The organism is Algoriphagus antarcticus, from assembly GCF_002150685.1.
GTDB classification, from domain to species: Bacteria; Bacteroidota; Bacteroidia; order Cytophagales; family Cyclobacteriaceae; genus Algoriphagus; species Algoriphagus antarcticus.
This window is the reverse complement of sequence record NZ_MSSW01000052.1, coordinates 46,831-63,962: the sequence shown is the minus strand read 5'-3', so window position 1 is coordinate 63,962 and position 17,132 is coordinate 46,831. Positions and strand designations below refer to the sequence as shown.

General features: G+C 41.3%; 14 protein-coding genes. 12 read left to right on the top strand and 2 right to left on the bottom strand.

What is annotated here, in order from left to right:
* The first annotated feature begins 42 nt into the window (after positions 1 to 42).
* From BVH04_RS17260 to BVH04_RS17245, 4 genes are all read left to right on the top strand, one after another.
* Entirely contained in the window at positions 43 to 606 is a 564-nt protein-coding gene (locus BVH04_RS17260; protein ID WP_086542720.1) for an RNA polymerase sigma factor, read from the top strand.
* A gap of 4 nt (positions 607 to 610) precedes the next feature.
* Positions 611 to 1,357, top strand: coding sequence for a tetratricopeptide repeat protein (locus BVH04_RS17255; RefSeq protein ID WP_086542719.1), 747 nt, complete (start codon positions 611 to 613; stop codon positions 1,355 to 1,357).
* Positions 1,358 to 1,462: 105 nt separating this feature from the next.
* Positions 1,463 to 3,994: a hypothetical protein gene (locus BVH04_RS17250; protein WP_086542718.1), complete on the top strand. Its 2,532-nt coding sequence runs from the start codon at positions 1,463 to 1,465 to the stop codon at positions 3,992 to 3,994.
* A gap of 76 nt (positions 3,995 to 4,070) precedes the next feature.
* A complete protein-coding gene (locus tag BVH04_RS17245; RefSeq protein ID WP_086542717.1) occupies positions 4,071 to 4,922 on the top strand; it encodes a mechanosensitive ion channel family protein in 852 nt (283 codons plus the stop codon).
* 1 nt (position 4,923) lies between these two features.
* Here BVH04_RS17245 and BVH04_RS17240 read toward each other — a convergent pair whose 3' ends face one another.
* Positions 4,924 to 5,391, bottom strand: coding sequence for a pyrophosphohydrolase domain-containing protein (locus BVH04_RS17240; protein ID WP_086542716.1), 468 nt, complete (start codon positions 5,389 to 5,391; stop codon positions 4,924 to 4,926).
* Positions 5,392 to 5,760: 369 nt separating this feature from the next.
* On the opposite strand from BVH04_RS17240, the gene dapF reads away from it, so the two are divergent.
* The 5 genes from dapF (at position 5,761) to BVH04_RS17215 (ending at position 12,573) form a co-directional block, all read left to right on the top strand.
* Complete coding sequence (dapF, locus tag BVH04_RS17235; RefSeq protein WP_086542715.1) at positions 5,761 to 6,534, top strand: diaminopimelate epimerase; 774 nt, start codon at positions 5,761 to 5,763, stop codon at positions 6,532 to 6,534.
* Positions 6,535 to 6,634: 100 nt separating this feature from the next.
* The gene (secA, locus tag BVH04_RS17230; RefSeq protein WP_086542714.1) at positions 6,635 to 10,018 is read left to right on the top strand and encodes a preprotein translocase subunit SecA; all 3,384 of its coding nucleotides are present in this window, start codon (positions 6,635 to 6,637) and stop codon (positions 10,016 to 10,018) included.
* A gap of 7 nt (positions 10,019 to 10,025) precedes the next feature.
* On the top strand, positions 10,026 to 10,571 hold the full coding sequence (locus tag BVH04_RS17225) for a hypothetical protein (protein ID WP_086542713.1): 546 nt from the start codon (positions 10,026 to 10,028) through the stop codon (positions 10,569 to 10,571).
* On the top strand, positions 10,552 to 11,742 hold the full coding sequence (locus BVH04_RS17220) for a M20 metallopeptidase family protein (RefSeq protein ID WP_086542752.1): 1,191 nt from the start codon (positions 10,552 to 10,554) through the stop codon (positions 11,740 to 11,742). Before BVH04_RS17225 ends, BVH04_RS17220 begins: the two co-directional genes overlap by 20 nt.
* A gap of 63 nt (positions 11,743 to 11,805) precedes the next feature.
* Positions 11,806 to 12,573: a S1/P1 nuclease gene (locus tag BVH04_RS17215; protein ID WP_086542712.1), complete on the top strand. Its 768-nt coding sequence runs from the start codon at positions 11,806 to 11,808 to the stop codon at positions 12,571 to 12,573.
* 878 nt (positions 12,574 to 13,451) lie between these two features.
* Here BVH04_RS17215 and ruvB read toward each other — a convergent pair.
* Entirely contained in the window at positions 13,452 to 14,486 is a 1,035-nt protein-coding gene (gene ruvB / locus BVH04_RS17205) for a Holliday junction branch migration DNA helicase RuvB (RefSeq protein WP_086542710.1), read from the bottom strand.
* A 122-nt stretch (positions 14,487 to 14,608) separates the two neighbouring features.
* Here ruvB and BVH04_RS17200 point away from each other — a divergent pair, with 122 nt between their 5' ends.
* From BVH04_RS17200 to BVH04_RS17190, 3 genes are all read left to right on the top strand, one after another.
* Positions 14,609 to 15,679: an FAD:protein FMN transferase gene (locus BVH04_RS17200; protein ID WP_086542709.1), complete on the top strand. Its 1,071-nt coding sequence runs from the start codon at positions 14,609 to 14,611 to the stop codon at positions 15,677 to 15,679.
* A gap of 90 nt (positions 15,680 to 15,769) precedes the next feature.
* Complete coding sequence (locus BVH04_RS17195) at positions 15,770 to 16,516, top strand: ZIP family metal transporter (protein ID WP_086542708.1); 747 nt, start codon at positions 15,770 to 15,772, stop codon at positions 16,514 to 16,516.
* 188 nt (positions 16,517 to 16,704) lie between these two features.
* Positions 16,705 to 17,127, top strand: coding sequence for an IS1/IS1595 family N-terminal zinc-binding domain-containing protein (locus BVH04_RS17190; protein WP_086542707.1), 423 nt, complete (start codon positions 16,705 to 16,707; stop codon positions 17,125 to 17,127).
* Positions 17,128 to 17,132: the final 5 nt, after the last annotated feature.

The window sequence follows — 17,132 nt, the reverse complement described above, 5'->3', positions numbered from 1 at the left end:
GTGAAATGCAATTAATTGTATCTTTTTGGCTTTTAACGAGCTATGCCAAGAGATATTTTTAAGACATTTTCCCAAAATGAAATCACGCATGCGATTTGTCAAAATGATGAAGTCATACTCCGGCAAATCTATGAAGATGGTTTTCCTAAGGTGAGAAAGTTTGTGCGGGCAAATCATGGGAATGATGATGAGGCGAAAGATATCTTTCAAGAAGCCTTTTTGGCACTTTGGCAAAATGTCAAAAAGGGAGCCTTTATTCCCACTAATCAGACAGCAATTCAAGGATACCTCTTTCAAGTTGCTAAGAATAAATGGCTGGATTGGGTTCGGTCTGCTCGATTCAAAAGGGATCAAAAGCATGAAGATTCCTTTTTCTTGAATCAATCATCTGAGCCATTAGAGGAAAGTTTGGAGGATAAATATGAACTGGTAGAACAGTCTTTTGGAAAGCTGGGTGATGACTGCCAAGAAATCCTGAAGAGCTTCTATTTCTTGAAAAAGAACATGGATGAAATTGCCACAAAGTTTGGATGGACGCCCCAGACAGTCAAAAACAACAAATATCGTTGTATGGAAAAGCTCCGGAAGTTTGTCTTACAGAATTAATAACATGCTGAACGAACAAGTAAATATATACCCAGAAGAATATAGCGCCATGGAAGATTACCTTGACGGTAAGCTATCCAGTGATGATTTGTTGGCTTTTGAGAAAAGGTTAAATGAAGATTCACTTTGGCAAGAAAAACTACAACAGGTGGAGATTCTGAGAGTAGGCATAGAGCGAGCAGCAATGAAGTCTCGCATGGAAGCTTATCATAAGGATATGCCAGCTCCGAAAACCTCGCAGCGATTCTTGAACTCTACTTGGGTTTGGACTGCGGCAGCTTCTCTTTTTATAGTGATCACTGCCGGGATGGCATTTTGGTCAGGATGGTTTGATTCCAGTTCGGATCGACTTTTTACAGCTTACTATTCCAAAGACCCAGGATTGACCTCGATGATGTCTGACTCGGAAGATTATGAATTTGATCGCGGTATGGTGGATTATAAGTCGGGGGAATATGCTAAATCTTTGGAATTTTGGAAGCCTCTTCTGGACCAATCACCCCAAAATGACACCCTCTTGTATTTTGTGGCCATGGATTATTTGCAGATTGGAGAAATGGAAGAGGCTAAGCTATTGCTGGAGCAGGTAATTAAAGGCGATGGTAGCCAGTTTACCCAAGATGCCAATTGGTATTCGGGATTGATTTTGATTAAAGAAGTTAAATATGAAGCAGCAATTCCCTACTTGAAAGCTTCAGATAGAGCAGAGGCAAAAGAATTGATTTTCCAATTGCAGGAAATGGACGAATAAATCGTATTGGGAGAGTCGGGTACATTTTTTAGGTGGTGAGATTTTTTGAGGTTTTCGATGACCTTTTCTAAGGTTTTCGATGGAGTAGTATAAACGACTTTTACAATGAAAAATGCACAATTCTCCAAATGGATTTTCATCCTTTTTTCAATCCTGGCTTTCGCTTGTAGCGATCCAGAAGATCCCACTACTCCAACTCCAGATCCAGGAAACCCAAGTGCCGGCGGCGGTGGCACTATCATCCTAGCCCAAACTGTAGATATCAATGTAGTCCTGCCCACTGGAGTGAATGTTGACTTGTCAAAATCAACACTTTCTACGGGACTCATGACTTTCCCAGTAGATGCCACTGGAAAGTCCAAAGCGGTGTTGCCTGATAGTGTGGTTCGGTTAGGATTCTTATTTGATGAGGCAAATAATCTGATTCTAATGGGAGTATTGAGTGCAGAGAATAAAAATCTAAACGCCGAGACCACAGCTCAAGCGCTATTCTACCTAGGCTCTGGAGTTTTTTATATGCCCGAGCAAGTAGTCAATGAGTTTTTAAGTCCGTCTGTAGCCCTTCCAGGTTATGAGGAATTCAAGGCCAAAGTAGCAGCAGGAATCACCAGCGATAAGCTCTATGTCGAAAATCTAAAGTTCCAGCAGGATTTATCGACTTTACTTAGTGAGTATACTAAGGAGGGAGAAGTCTTGGACATGCGAGCCAGACAGATCAATGTGGATCCTAACGGGTTTCAAAGTGGCATACAAATCTTTGAAAATGACGCAGTGAATATCAAGATTGCCAATCATTATCGACGAATTGGAAAAGCATTTATCTACAAAACCGCCTATAAAGCAAAAGGATCAAAAGACGAAGTAGTCCTTATACCTACTATTGGCCCCGGTCAAGCAGCTACATCTACCAATGATGTGGAGGGAACGAAAGGCTTTAGCAGCACGCTGGGTACCATCGTGGATCAGCTTTCGGGAAATGGAATCGAATATGCGAGAAAGGAATCAGGGCCTATTCCTTTGGCTTTAGGAGAAAATGAAGATGAGGCGATTTACAAGGTGCGGGTAGTAGGCACAGCCTTTAGACCTTCTAGTTCTCTCAGCATGACCACAGAAGAAAATGCAGCCTGGCAGAAGTTGATGCTTAAGCAGTTTTATGTAGATTTTGTTCTTCCAATTCTTTCTGAAATAATTTCTGAGATCAAAGGAGCAGAAGAAGACAATTTGGCTTTTGATGCTTTTGAAGCCACCATTTCGCAAACGCCTTTAATTCTGGATTTGGTTATAAGCGGAGACTTTAAAAAAGCGATTGAAGATTTCTTGAAATTTATAGTGGTGGATAATCAAGGTAAAGAACTTCAAGAGCAGTTTATTGAAATAGTTGTAAACAAATATAAAAATTTGGACAAGCCTACTTGGATTGATTTGGATCGTGATTACAAAAATACTGCTGCTGTTGCCAAATACCTGAAAGTAATCAAGGCAGTGGAAATGTGCGTAAAACTGTTGGATATGGGAAAACTGACCACTGAGCTGATCATATCAGACCGAATCGTCGAGTTCACAGCAAAAGCCCGTCGAACGGACGTGAAAATTAATCCTGCAAAAGAGACAACGGTTCCATTTGCCAACTTGCCCTTGAAAGCAGAAACCAAAACACAACTTTCTGAGGGTCAATCCTTCTTGTACAAATGGTCTACCACGGGAAAATATGGAATAATCACAGCCACAGGAGGAATCAAAGGACCTAAAATCGAAACAACCTCTGCCAGTGTCAACTTTAGAAGTGAAGTTAATGCGGCTGATCTTGGAGAGAACAATTACGAGACTGTCACAGTAGAAATATATATCAAAAAAGGAGTCGATTTGACTTTAATAGGTGATGCTACAGCAACTATCAACGTGAAAAAACAGAAAGTTGCGATGAAGCCAAATGGCATCACGCTCAGCGGAAAGCAGAAGCAATCTGTACGACTTTACCTTGAGCGAGGAGACAATGTCAATGATATCGTCAGCACGAGTGCATTAGAATATAAAGTGGAATGGTCTACAGAAGGAAAATTCGGCATGTTTGATGGAAAAAATACGATTGCCACGACCCGAGGAAATGCGATAAATTACCAAGCACTTGACGGAGAAATCAAAGAAGGGGTAGAAAATATCAAAGCCAGTATTTATTTCAGAGTGCCTGGATCAGGCGACTGGATATTACGCGAAGAGGTAATAGGGAAAGTGAATGTCAACAATGATCCTAAGAAAATCATACTCAATATGCCTGTGACCGCAAAAGAGTATTTAGTAGAATACTTACCAGGAGCATATTCCAATGGAGTTCATTCGTTAGTGATTGTTCCAGTTCATGAGGATGCGAAAACCTATACGGTCACTACATATGGATTCAAGGGGGCTTTTAGGAATCCCAACGAAAACAGGACTGTCTCTTGGGCGAATGGAGGATATCCACCGAGTGTCTATGGATGGCCGCTTGGTGACAAAAGATATTATATCTATGAAAATAGTTATTATTATACCTTAGGGGCTACTTGGTGCAGTGGTGTTTGTCCGGATGCAATACCAGGATGGATAGCAGGCTCTCTAGCTTATGGTGGGCAGGCCAATGTTGTCATTACATTGAAATAGTTGTTCAAGATCTAAGCGCAAACTTTTACATAGCATCGGGCAAACACTCGGTGCTATTTTTTGTATTTTGAGCGGCATGATTGATCTTCAAAATTTCAGTATAGATTGGCCTTCCGTTCAGCACTGGGTTATTCTCTTTGGTATTGCCTTGGGTACTTTACTATTATTTATTTTTCTCTCCCGCAAGTCCAAAATCTTTTTAGAGAAAAGACTTACCAGAAAAATGGATGATGATCTCCTAGCTAACTTTTTGGCCGGGATATTTGCCTCATTGGTGGTAATAATGGGGATTATGATCGTTCTCCGAATTATAGGACTCACAGGCATCGTATCAGGAATGCTTGCCGGTGCCGGAATATCTGCCTTTATCATCGGATTTGCTCTTAAGGACATTGGTGAAAATTTCTTGGCAGGGATTCTCTTGGCGTTCAAAAGACCATTTAAAATAGGAGACATTATAGATATAGGTGGTATTCGAGGTCAAGTGCTTAGTTTGAATCTCCGGGATACTCAGATCAAAACCTTAGACGGCAAAGATGTCTTTTTACCCAATTCCCTACTGATCAAAAACCCCTTGGTGAATTTTACGATCGATGGATATTTGAGGTACGATTTTATGGTGGGCTTAGATTATGGATCGGATTATCTTGGCGCTATGGGAGTAATAGATTCTGCCCTTCGTGGGATCCCCGGGATTCTCGAAGAAAAGAAAAAAGTGACAGTACGAGTAAATGAATTGGCAGAAAGCACCCTAAATATCGAGATCAACTTTTGGGTAGATACCCTAGACAATACAATTGGCGACCTGGATATTAAGAGCACAGCGATCCTCAGCGTCTTGACTGCACTTGAAAAGGCCGGCTTCAATCTGCCAGCCAAAATCATTGAGCTCAAAACGCATAAGGGTGATAGCTTAAAGACTTCTTAATTTACTTACCTAAAATTCCTGCCAAATCAGCTGGTGAATAGGCCACTGACTTCAGGGTTTTTCTATCGCCTTCTCTGAAAACCAAATACAAATCACCTTCTTTTTCATAGAAGCAGTCGGTGCCTTTTGCATTGTAATGCACTACGGTTGCTTTGGCTTCATCTTCAGTTTTGCAGGCTTTGCTCATATTGGAGCGCTGCACTTCGTCAAATAGTACTTTGAATTTTTCTCCCAAGCCAAATTCGAGAATCGCTCCAGAAAGTACGTATTGCAAATCACAAAGTGCATCAGCCACTTCGACCAAGTCGTTCTTAGCGATAGCTTCTTCCAGTTCTTTCAGCTCCTCAGCCAAAAGCGAGACACGCAAATCGCATCTTACTTTCTCAGGGATAAACGGAGAAGGCAAAACAGGATGTTTGAAGGTCTGATGAAATTGAGCAACTGAGGTAAGTGATTTCGGATCTTGCATTTTTTGAATAGTTGAAAGGCTGAAATAACTAAAAAAGACCGAAAAAACCGGCTTTTTTCAGGATTGAATCCGAATAAGATTTCATGGAAACTGCAGAAAATCGATCAGCTAAAGTGGTTCTTTTGAAATCCAAACGACTAACAAGGGATTGTTCTATATTTCAATTGAGCCATTGACCAGAGTTAAGTAGGAGAGATATTTGGATAAGTTGGATTGAAATTCTTCTAAAAAGGGTTGAAAGGTAATATTATCTGACCGATTTGAAATTGAGAATCAGACAATAAGTCTGTATTTGTGACAAGATGCTTAAGTTTGCATCTCGACATTGGCTTGGATGGGTTTTTGTCCCAATGACCACAATAATTTTCCATGGAAATTTCATTTTACAAATATCAAGGTACCGGCAATGACTTCGTCATGATCGATGATCGTGCCCAGAAGTTTGATAGTTCTGATCTGAAACTAATCAGTAAACTGTGCGACCGAAAGTTTGGAGTTGGCGCTGATGGGTTGATTTTAATCCGAAATCATGCGGATTTTGATTTTGAGATGATCTATTTCAATGCCGATGGCAGTCAGAGTATGTGTGGCAACGGTGCGAGATGCGCAGTTGCCTTTTCAGCTTTTCTGGGGATTCTGGATGAAAAGACGAATTTCCTGGCCATTGACGGAGCGCATGAGGCTATCTTGAAAGATGGATTGGTGCAATTGCTGATGGGTGATGTAGCAGGAATAGACGAAAAAGGACCTGATTCTTTTGTCAATACCGGTTCACCTCATCACATTCGCTTTGTGCAGGACGTGGAGAAATACCCTGTTGTTGAAGAAGGAATAAAGGTTAGATATGACCGAATGTATACTCCTGCTGGCACCAATGTTAATTTCGTTGAAAAAATGAGCGGCGATGAGATCTTCGTTCGTACCTACGAAAGGGGTGTGGAGAATGAGACGCTCTCTTGTGGGACTGGAGTGACGGCTGCGGCAATTGTCTTTGGCAAAGATCAGCCAGCCGCTACGATTAAAATCAAGACCCTTGGTGGCCAATTATCTGTAAAATTTAAGTCTTCCGACAACGGAGTCTTCAAAGAAGTCTGGTTGATTGGGCCTGCAGAGCAGGTCTTTGCCGGAGAAATAAGTGTTTGACCTACTATTGGAGTACTTCTCCGATCAACTGGTTTTATTATCAATTATAACAAAAAGGGCTTAATTTTGAAGCCCTAATAGAGAATCACAATAAGCTAGCATGTTAGATATTATAGCAAAAGGACTTGCAAAAGTATTTGGAACCAAGTCCGATAGAGATATCAAAGTACTTCTTCCGATCGTCACACAGATCAATGAGGTTTTTTCTGGATTAAAGAGCCTCAGCGATGATCAATTGCGAGCTAAAACTGAAGAAATCAGGACTGAAATCAATACTCATCTTAAGGAATTCGATGATAAGATTATTGCGATAAGATCGAAGGTAGATGAGTTGCCTGCAAAAGCTATTCACGAAAAAGATCAGCTTTTCAATCAAATTGATCAGATCGAAAAAGATCGAAATGAAGCTTTGGAAGTCATTTTGGAAAAAGTCTTGCCTAAGGCTTTCGCTGTGATGAAAGAAACTGCAAGACGTTTCAAAGAAAACGGAAAGCTAGTGGTGAAGGCATCTGACCGTGATCGTGAGCTCTCCGCAAATAAGCCAAACATTGAGATCCAAGGCGATGATGCGATCTGGCATAACAGGTGGATGGCCGCGGGTACCGAAGTCGTGTGGGATATGATCCACTACGATGTACAACTGATTGGTGGTATGGTTCTCCATAGAGGAAATATTGCGGAAATGGCTACTGGTGAAGGTAAAACATTGGTCTCTACCCTGCCTGCTTACCTCAATGCACTTGCTGGACGTGGCGTTCATATTGTAACAGTGAATGATTACTTGGCAAAGCGTGACTCCGAATGGAATGCACCACTTTTTGAATTTCACGGACTAAGCGTGGACTGTATTGATAAATTTACTCCCAACTCAGCTGGACGAAAGAAAGCCTACAGATCGGATATCGTGTACGGTACGAATAACGAGTTTGGCTTCGATTACCTAAGAGACAATATGGCTCGTGAGGCGGGTGATCTAGTTCAGGGCAAGCATCATTACGCAATGATTGATGAGGTCGATTCTGTGTTGATTGATGATGCAAGAACACCATTGATTATCTCCGGGCCAGTGCCAAAAGGCGATGTGCATGAGTTTGATGATATGAAGCCTCGTGTTTCTACCCTAGTAGATGAGCAGCGAAAGTTGGTTCAGGGTTTCTTGAGCTCTGCCAAGAAAATGATTGCTGATGGCAATGATAAAGAAGGTGGTTTGTCCCTATTCCGAGCTTTCCGTGGAATACCGAAGTATAAGCCTTTGATCAAATACCTTTCTGAACCTGGAATTCGAGTGATTCTTCAAAAGACAGAGAACCATTATTTGCAGGACAACAAGCGCCAAATGCCGGAAGCAGATGAGCCGCTATTATTTACTATAGATGAAAAAACAAACGTAGTTGATTTGACGGATCGTGGTATCGAGACGATGACTACAAAGAACGAAAATGCTGAGTTTTTCATTCTACCGGATATCGGAATACTAATCGCCGATTTGGAGAAAGAAGAAGGAATTTCCGATACTGATAAGCTTGTACGTAAAGAGGAAGCTATCAAAGATTATAGCGTCAAAGCTCAACGAATTCACACAGTAAACCAATTGCTCAAAGCATATTGTATGTTTGAGCGGGACACTGAGTACATCTTGGTGGATGGCAAAGTTAAGATTGTAGACGAGCAGACAGGACGTGTGATGGAAGGTCGTCGTTATTCTGACGGATTGCACCAGGCGATAGAGGCGAAGGAAAATGTAAAGGTGGAAGATGCCACGCAGACTTACGCTACCATTACCCTTCAGAACTACTTTAGAATGTATCACAAGCTAGCGGGCATGACTGGTACAGCGGAGACTGAAGCAGGTGAATTCTGGGAAATTTACAAACTCGATGTGGTAGTAATACCTACCAATAGGGCGATTATCAGAGCTGACCGTGACGATAAGGTTTATAAAACCGTGCGTGAGAAATTCAACGCAGTTGGTGACGAGATCAATGAGCTAGTCGCAGCAGGAAGACCTGTTTTGGTGGGTACTACTTCGGTGGAAATCTCTGAAGTACTCAGTAGGATGTTGACGTTGAAGAAAATACCTCATCAGGTATTGAACGCAAAGCAACACGCCAGAGAAGCAGATGTAGTTGCTATAGCCGGTCAAGCTGGCACAGTAACTATTGCAACGAACATGGCTGGTCGTGGTACAGATATAAAATTATCTCCTGAGGCAAAAAAAGCTGGAGGTTTGGCAATTATCGGTACAGAGCGTCATGAATCACGTCGTGTCGATAGACAGCTTCGAGGTAGATCTGGTCGTCAAGGTGATGTGGGATCTTCCCAGTTCTTCGTTTCGTTGGAAGACAGCTTGATGCGTCTTTTCGGTTCTGAGCGTATCGCAAAACTGATGGATAGAATGGGTCTGGAAGAAGGCGAAGTGATCCAGCATAGCATGATTTCTAAATCTATTGAGCGTGCGCAGCGCAAGGTGGAGGAAAATAACTTTGGTACAAGAAAGAGATTACTAGAGTATGACGATGTGATGAACTCACAGCGTGAAGTAGTTTATAAGAGAAGAAGAAATGCACTGAAAGGGGATAGGCTGGAATTGGATATTTTGAACATACTATACGATGTCTGCGAAGGCTTGGTAGATATTGGCAAGTCCAACTCCGATCCTGAGGATTTCAGAATGAATGTGTTCACTACACTTGGAGTGGATCATCGTGTAAATGAGAATGATCTAAAATCTAAAGATGCAGGTCAATTGACCCAAGAGCTTTACACCCTTGCTTTTGAAACCTACCAAAAGAAAAGTGAAGTGATGATGAACACTGCGCTTCCGATTTTCAAGCGTGTCCAGGAAGAAAGAGGAGCTACTGTGAAAGACATCATGGTGCCTATTTCTGATGGAATCAAGCAAATCGGTGTGGTAGTGAATCTTGAATCCACAGTGAATACAGAAGGTAGGGAGTTAGTGAGGGCGATTGAGAAAAATGTGTCACTTGCCATCGTTGATCAAAACTGGAAAGAGCATCTTAGAGATATGGATGACTTGAAGCAGTCAGTGCAAAATGCCGTTTATGAGCAAAAAGATCCTCTATTGATCTACAAGTTTGAGTCTTTCGAAATGTTCAAGCGCTTTATAGGAAAGCTGAATGAAGACATGACAACGTTCTTAAGTAGAGCTGATTTGCCTAAGCAAGATCCAAATCAGGTACATGCTGCTGCCCCTCAACGAGTAGCCGAATCGGAAGTACAAGCTTCCAAAGCTGATGCTGGAAGTACACTAAATCCAGGCGCTAACCGTGCTGCAGCAGTAGCTGCTTCCAATGCTGGAAGACCAGCTCCACAGGTGGTAGCTCCTAGAAAATCTGACAAAGCTTTCGGAAGAAATGACAAGGTTTCAGTACAATATACCAATGGAACTACCAAGTCTGATGTGAAATACAAAAGTGTGGAACAGGATGTGCAGGAAGGAAAATGTGTAATCATTGATAATTAAAGGAAGCATGAGAATATTCTGGATTTTAGGATTGGTACTGATTTTAGCAAGTTGCAAAACCACTCGGAAGACCTCGAGTTCTTCGTCAAGCTATGCGAATTACCAGGAAAATTTGAGCTCTTCACTTCCTGTATATCCAGATTACCGTGCACAGATGACTTCTAAATCATCAATTGGCTCCTCTGAATCTACAGAATCGATTGATGGTCAATTGGATCAAGTTCAGGCTAGTTTGATCAGTAAGAATAAGTCCGAGCCCTATTTTAGTGGGTACTCAGTCCTAGTTTATTCGGGAATTGATCGAAATAAGGCCTTCAAAACCCGTGATGATTTAGTTATGAATTTCCCCGATCTAGTTCCTGAAATGCAATACCAACAGCCGAGATATCTCGTGAAGGTTGGTAAGTTCGCACACAAAATAGAGGCGCAAAAAAGCTTCTCAGAAGTAAAATCACAATTTCCAACAGCGAGGATAATTCAAGATCGCTTTCAGCGAGAAGAATTCAAGACGCTAAATGAACTCAATCAACAAGATGCTGAAGGACAAAATTAAATCTCTGGCTAAGGCCTACAAAGAAGAAATAATTGCAAATCGTCGCCGGCTTCATGCTAATCCCGAACTTTCCTTTCAAGAATACAATACTTCAAAGTTTGTAAAGGAAAAGCTCCTAGAAATAGGAATTACAAACATTGAATCGAAAGCAGACACAGGATGGGCTGCTTTGATTGAGGGAAAAAATCCAGGTAAAAGAGTAGTTGCACTACGTGCAGATATGGACGCATTGCCCATAATTGAGGCTAATGACGTTTCTTACAAATCCCAAAACCCAGGTGTCATGCATGCCTGTGGGCATGATGCGCATACTGCATCTCTACTTGGTGCTGCCAAAATTCTTAATGAAATAAAAGATGACTTTGAGGGAACAATCAAGCTGATTTTTCAGCCCGGGGAGGAAGTAGCACCCGGTGGAGCTTCTTTGATGATTGCGGATAAAGTACTTGAAAATCCACGTCCAGACGGAATTATTGGTCAGCATGTGATGCCTTTCATTGAGGTGGGAAAAGTAGGTTTCAGACCTGGGATCTACATGGCCAGTGCTGATGAAATCTACGTGACAGTGAAAGGTAAAGGAGGTCATGCGGCCATGCCTGAGACTTTGATTGACCCCGTCTTGATCGCATCTCATATGATTGTAGCATTGCAGCAAGTGGTGAGTAGAGCAGCTAGTCCGAAGATTCCATCCGTTCTTTCTTTCGGTAGAGTGGAGGCATTGGGCGCTACCAATGTGATCCCAAACGAAGTAAAGATCCAAGGTACCTTCCGTACGCTTGATGAAGATTGGAGAGCCAAAGCTCATGTGAAGATGCTATCAATCGCAAAAGGAATTGTAGAAGGAATGGGCGGAGAAGTGGATTTTGAAATTAAAAAAGGGTATCCTTTTTTGAAAAATGATCCAGAGCTGACACACAGATCTCATCAGGCAGCTATCGCATATCTAGGTGAGGAGAATGTACTCGATTTGGATATTTGGATGGCAGCAGAGGATTTCGCTTTCTATTCACAGGAAGTGGATGGTTGTTTCTACAGATTAGGCACAAGAAATGAATCCAGGGGAATTACTTCTGGTGTGCATACACCTACTTTTGATATCGATGAGGATGCTTTGGAAGTTGGAGCAGGTTTGATGGCATTCTTGGCCGTTTCCGAACTCGGTAAAGCTTAAACTTAAGATAACTTTCCATCATACTTTTTGCAGTAACTTTCCATTTTCCCAACTAATTATACAATGAAAAAAATCATTGCTACTTCAGTTTTTGTTTTTCTATTGGTTACCCAAACCTTCGCTTGGGGTCAGCTAGGGCACTATTTGATTGGCTATATGGCAGAAAAGCAAATGAAAAGATCCGTTCGTAAAAAAGTCGAAAAGGTACTTTCCCCGATGTCTCTTGGTAGAAGTGGTACATGGATGGACGAGATCAGGTCAGACAGTGCATTTGATTATGCCAATTCCTGGCATTACATGACCAGCATACAAGGTGAATACAATGAGTCTATTCAGGAGAAAGGTGGAAACGTGTATGCCGAAATCAATCGAATTAAAAGCGAGCTTAAGGCTGGAAATCTTGATCCAAAGAAAGAAGCTGAAATGCTAAAAATGCTCATCCACATGGTGGAGGACATTCATCAACCGCTTCACGTAGGCAACGGAGAGGATAGAGGAGGAAACGACGTGAAGCTCGAATATTTTGGAAGATCAACAAACCTACATGCCGTTTGGGATAGTGGAATCATTGATGGCAAATCAATGAGCTACACTGAAATTGGAGATGAGCTATCCCGACGATTAAATAAAGACTTGATCGCCGGATATCGAGCGGGTACTATGGATACTTGGCTTGCAGAGGCTGTCGCAGCAAGACCAGCCGTCTATAACTTTCCAGAAAGTAAAAAATTATCTTATTCTTATGGCTATGATAATACCCCACTTTTAGAAGAAAGATTGATAGCCGCTAGCGTGCGATTAGCCCAAATTTTGGAAGAAATTTACGGATAAGAAATAAAATCTTCAGATAATGCCGTTGGACTATGGATGACCAACGGCATTTTTTTATGCTAGTTAAGGAGAAGACTTTTCACGCTACTAAATCCTGTTTATTTCTATTAAGTGGTAGAGTAAAGTTTGGCGAAAACTCATATATATCTTCAAAGAAACACCGAGAATATTTCTAAGAAATTGCAGGTTCATATCATACTTGAAGATTTGCAAAAAGCTGTAAAAAACGGATTTTTAGGGGACGAAGAAATGATTTGAAATCTGAAATAAATAATTTGAAATTTTATTCTTATTCTGAAGAATATCTTGAAAATCACTTTTAAAGCCTCAATTTAGCAGGGTTTTACCTAGAGTCCCACACTCTTAAAACCTTGATTTCCTTTCAGCATGTGAATAAATAAGTAAATAGCCCTTCACTATTTTTACTCTGACCCCTTCATTCTTTGTCTTCCAATGTGTGGAAACACGGCAACCAAATTGGCAGCATCAGCAAAAAAATTTTTTAGCTTCTCGCTATAGATATCAGAGCCGTTGTGATCTTTCCAAAAATTATAGATATGAAATCTATCTTCAATTGATGATAGAACCCAACCTATTTGTCTAGCCACCCACGAAGCATTTTTCAGCATCTTTTGATGAATACAGCCTTCCTTCTGCTACATCTCTTTTTACCCTTTTTCAATCGCTATTTTTTGTTTGGGAGAAAGCTCGTACACGGAGTCCAGCTCAGATTCTAAATCTAATAGCTTATGGATTTCCTACAATATTTCTCTATCTGAATTTTAAGACCCGATTCGGACATAGATATATGCATTATAGAATTAAGTCCGCTCAAAATACTTACCTATCCTAAATGTAAAAAATACCAGTTTAGTTTTTTACATCCCCTCAAACAACCCGCCCATCCCCTGGGCAGGTTTTATTTTCAAATGCTTATAAGCCAACTCCGTTGCCATACGACCGCGAGAGGTTCTTTTCAAATAGCCTTCCTGGATCAGAAACGGTTCGTAAACTTCCTCTATAGTCTCCGCCTCCTCGCTACATGCCGTCGCGATGGTGCTCAAACCAACGGGTCCGCCATTAAACTTTTCGATTATGGTCAGCAGGATTCTGTTGTCCATTTCATCCAATCCATTCACATCCACATCGAGCGCGTCTAATGCGATTTTGGAAATTTCCAAAGTAATCGTTCCATCTCCTTTTACTTCCGCGAAGTCACGGGTTCGGCGAAGAAGCATGTTCGCGATTCTTGGCGTTCCTCGGCTCCTTCTAGCGATCTCGTAAGCAGCCACTTCATCAATTGGTGTCTGCAAAATACCAGCTGAACGAGTTACGATATCCGTTAATAATTTCGCGTCATAATATTCCAATCTAGAATTGATGCCAAATCTCGCACGGAGGGGAGATGTCAATAAACCTGATCGAGTAGTGGCGCCTATTAACGTAAATGGACTTAGAGAAATCTGAACGGATCGTGCATTTGGCCCAGAATCCAGCATTATATCTATCCTGAAATCCTCCATTGCCGAGTATAAGTACTCTTCCACGATAGGATTAAGTCTATGAATCTCATCTATAAAAAGCACATCACCTTCATCCAAATTCGTCAGCAAACCTGCCAGATCTGAGGGTTTGTCAAGGACTGGCCCAGAGGTGATTTTGATGCCTGCTTGGAGCTCGTTAGCAATAATATAACTCAGTGTAGTTTTTCCTAAGCCTGGAGGTCCATGCAGAAGCACATGATCCAAAGGTTCGTTCCTACGCTTTGCTGCCAGCACAAACACGCGCAAATTCTCCACGATTTTGAACTGACCGGTAAAATCCTCAAAACTTAGGGGTCTTAAAGCTTTTTCGAAATCCTTGTCCTTTGGGCTTAGACTTTCGTCCTCCCCACTTAAATAATCTTCTCTCATAGTTTATCCGTACGCTCACAAATATAGAAAAATACGAATGCCTTCCTCCGCATTTTTGAAACCTTGCCTTTCCCTCAAAACTGGAAAATAAGCCGTAAATTCGCCCTCAAATTCCCAAGATCATGCGCCAAAACGCCCGAAAAAACATTATATATTCTATAGTACTCCTTACCGCCATCATGCTAGTTTACTCTTGGCGTAATCGTGACAAGACCAAGACAGAATTGACGGCATCTACAGTTCCTGTTGCCGGTAAAATGACTCTTTCGGGCAAAACTATGGGTACAACTTACAACCTCACCTATCTGGATGAGGAAAGCCGTGACTTTCAAACTTCTATTGATTCTCTTTTGGTTGTTTTCAATCAAAGTCTTTCTACATACATCCCTGATTCAGAATTGAGCAGGTTCAATCAAGGGGATACTTTGGACTTCAAATTGCCCTATTTATTGCCTGTGCTGGAAGCTTCCAAAAAAGTCTATGAAAATACTGACGGAGCTTTCGATCCGACGGTGGGGCCACTGGTAAATATATGGGGTTTTGGCCCGGGCGGACCTGAGCTCAAGGACAGCGTGGACATCAAAAACCTTCTGACGACGGTCGGCTTTTCCAAAATTGAATTTGACCAGAAGCAGCTTCGCAAGAAAGTAGCGGGTATCTATCTGGATTTTTCTGCTATTGCAAAAGGCTACGGGTCTGATGTGGTTGCTGATTTTTTGAAAAATAGAGGGATCTCGAATTACTTGGTGGAAATAGGTGGAGAGCTGGTGGCTAATGGGGTGAATGAAAAAGGTGAGCTTTGGAAAGTTGGAGTGAATCGACCGGAGGAATCTGCCAATGCTTCTGACCTGATCAGCATTATTGCACTTCAAGATCGAGCAATGGCTACTTCTGGAAACTACCGCAACTTCTATGTGCGCGACTCAGTAAAAATTTCTCATACTATTAATCCTGCCACAGGTTATCCTGTAGATCACACGTTGCTCAGTGCTACAGTTCTAGCGGCAAATTGTATGACGGCAGATGCTTACGCCACCGCTCTAATGGTGATGGGAAAAGATAAGGCCATCGCCCTGGATTCAGCACTTAGTGAAATTGAAGTCTTTTTGATCTACGATGATGGAATGGGTGGATTTAAGACTTTTGCGAGTGAAAGTTTGAAGCCATTCTTATCTTTCCCTCAAGAGAATTAATTTTAAATGCAACACTATTGAATTTTATTACCTTTGCCTGAGTTATAGCTTTCACCTTTTCACTAGAAAAAAGGGAAGTAACCTAGGCCGATGGAATTCAAATTTTTGCTTCTTTTTCTCACAGCCATGATCGCAGGATCATTGGTTTTTTTTGCACCGAATTTCAGAGAGAAATATTTCAGACTTGTACTCGTTTTTGCTGGATCCTATCTCTTTTCGATCACTGTTTTGCATTTATTACCTGAATTATTCAACAGTGGATTTGATGGAGGTGAAATTGGTCTTTTCATACTAATAGGCTTTTTACTCCAACAAATACTAGAGTTTCTTTCAAGCGGAATTGAGCATGGACACATCCATCACCTTCATGGTGAGAGTAATAGCGGTGTAATTACGGTGATGCTTGGATTATTTATTCATGCATTTCTGGAAGGCACTTTACTCTCTCATGACACCTTGATCGGAGCAGAGTCTGTTGCTCATGTCCATGGAAGTAAATCTGTCTTGATCGGCATAGTCATGCACAAAGGACCCGCAGCTTTTGCACTCGCTGCAGTCTTGAGCAACTCTCTTTCAAAAAAATGGACCCTGATTCTCCTTACAATTTTCGCTTTGGCCTCACCCTTGGGAATGTTCTCAAGTTCGTTTTTATTTGAAAATGGTATTCTACAGAAAGAAGGAATCGGAATGCTTTATGGGTTGGTCGTTGGAGGTTTTCTACACATATCGACTACCATATTTTTCGAAAGCAGTCCACACCACACTTTTCATTGGAATAAATTATTGGTGAGCTTTTTTGCCGCAGGTTTGGCGATAGCTTCGGAGTATTTCATTTGAAGCTCTTATTTTTTTGAAGCTAACAGTACCTTGAAGCTGAGACATTGAAAAAACTGACTTCCGTCATATTTTATTTTTATTTTTTTCAGAATAATATTTCATCAAAAGGGTTTAGACGAAACATTAAATATTTATTGCTAAAATGATATATTTACGCTAAATAGCTATAGCCAATAATTATTTTTAGCATGCAAGAAATCAAATGCCCAAAATGTTCTAGTGATAAAATCACTAAAAGCGGAATAATATCAGGCAGACAACGCTATAAATGCAAGGAATGCAATTATCACTTCTCCGTAGCTAAACTGGGTAAAGTGATTGATAAGTACTATGTAATTAAAGCATTGCAGCTTTACCTAGAGGGGATCTCGCTTCGAGAGATCGAAAGAATCCTAGGTGTGAGCCATGTATCGGTGATGAATTGGGTTAGGCAGTATGGAATAAAAGCTCCTGAAAATCAAGACTACCGCCCAACCTACAAAATTTTTAGTCACGAGGAACTTGTGAAATTTATGTCCTCAAAAGCCCAAATCGCAGGTTCGGGGATGATTATCACAGAATTGGGAGATAAATTTATGGTCATCAAATGGGAACGATTTAAGGACAGGTAATCAAT

Excerpts from the sequence above, each read along its gene's own strand:
- BVH04_RS17250 (WP_086542718.1), top strand. The coding sequence starts at position 1,463 with ATGAAAAATGCACAATTCTCCAAATGGATTTTCATCCTTTTTTCAATC.
- secA (WP_086542714.1), top strand. The coding sequence starts at position 6,635 with ATGTTAGATATTATAGCAAAAGGACTTGCAAAAGTATTTGGAACCAAG.
- BVH04_RS17220 (WP_086542752.1), top strand. The coding sequence starts at position 10,552 with ATGCTGAAGGACAAAATTAAATCTCTGGCTAAGGCCTACAAAGAAGAA.
- BVH04_RS17215 (WP_086542712.1), top strand. The coding sequence starts at position 11,806 with ATGAAAAAAATCATTGCTACTTCAGTTTTTGTTTTTCTATTGGTTACC.
- BVH04_RS17255 (WP_086542719.1), top strand. The coding sequence starts at position 611 with ATGCTGAACGAACAAGTAAATATATACCCAGAAGAATATAGCGCCATG.
- BVH04_RS17190 (WP_086542707.1), top strand. The coding sequence starts at position 16,705 with ATGCAAGAAATCAAATGCCCAAAATGTTCTAGTGATAAAATCACTAAA.
- BVH04_RS17245 (WP_086542717.1), top strand. The coding sequence starts at position 4,071 with ATGATTGATCTTCAAAATTTCAGTATAGATTGGCCTTCCGTTCAGCAC.
- dapF (WP_086542715.1), top strand. The coding sequence starts at position 5,761 with ATGGAAATTTCATTTTACAAATATCAAGGTACCGGCAATGACTTCGTC.
- ruvB (WP_086542710.1), bottom strand. The coding sequence starts at position 14,486 with ATGAGAGAAGATTATTTAAGTGGGGAGGACGAAAGTCTAAGCCCAAAG.
- BVH04_RS17260 (WP_086542720.1), top strand. The coding sequence starts at position 43 with ATGCCAAGAGATATTTTTAAGACATTTTCCCAAAATGAAATCACGCAT.
- BVH04_RS17225 (WP_086542713.1), top strand. The coding sequence starts at position 10,026 with ATGAGAATATTCTGGATTTTAGGATTGGTACTGATTTTAGCAAGTTGC.
- BVH04_RS17195 (WP_086542708.1), top strand. The coding sequence starts at position 15,770 with ATGGAATTCAAATTTTTGCTTCTTTTTCTCACAGCCATGATCGCAGGA.
- BVH04_RS17240 (WP_086542716.1), bottom strand. The coding sequence starts at position 5,391 with ATGCAAGATCCGAAATCACTTACCTCAGTTGCTCAATTTCATCAGACC.
- BVH04_RS17200 (WP_086542709.1), top strand. The coding sequence starts at position 14,609 with ATGCGCCAAAACGCCCGAAAAAACATTATATATTCTATAGTACTCCTT.